Below are 605 nucleotides of genomic sequence, written 5' to 3' on the forward strand. Positions count from 1 at the left end.
CGTAAGACACCAACAATAGAGTTGAAACCAGATCCTAAGACAGGTGACGTTACAGTAACACCGAAGAGACCAGGAGGAGGAACATATCCACCAGGAACTACGGTAGAAATCCCAGGTGAAGATGGTCCAATCACTGTTGAAATCGGTAAAGATGGTTCAGGTAAAGTACCAAATGATAAACTTCCTAAGAAAGCTGTTCCAGGTACAGGTAAGATTACAGAACCAGGTAAACCAGCTGTGGAAGTTCCTAATGTAACAACACCAGCTAAGGTAACACCAGAAACACCAGAAACTGAAAAACCAGTTGAGATTGAAATTACTCCACAACCAAATGGAGATGCGATTGTAACGCCTAAGAAACCAGGAGGAGGAACATATCCACCAGGTACTAAGGTAGAAATCCCAGGTGAAGATGGAAACACAATTACTGTTGAAATCGGTAAAGACGGTTCAGGTGAAGTACCAAATGACAAACTTCCTAAGAAAGCTGTCCCAGGTACAGGAACAGTAACAGAACCGAACAAGAAACCATCACAACCAGTGAATGTAACAACACCAGCTCGTAAGACACCAACAATAGAGTTGAAACCAGATCCTAAGACAGG

At 42.8% G+C, this 605-nt stretch carries 1 pseudogene; it reads left to right on the forward strand.

Features of this window, described 5'->3' with window-relative positions:
* Positions 1-605, forward strand: a pseudogene (locus K4Z77_RS08960) (hypothetical protein); the annotation flags it as partial.

The sequence above is a fragment of the Streptococcus mitis subsp. hohhotensis genome (assembly GCF_020089495.2).
GTDB lineage: Bacteria > Bacillota > Bacilli > Lactobacillales > Streptococcaceae > Streptococcus > Streptococcus hohhotensis.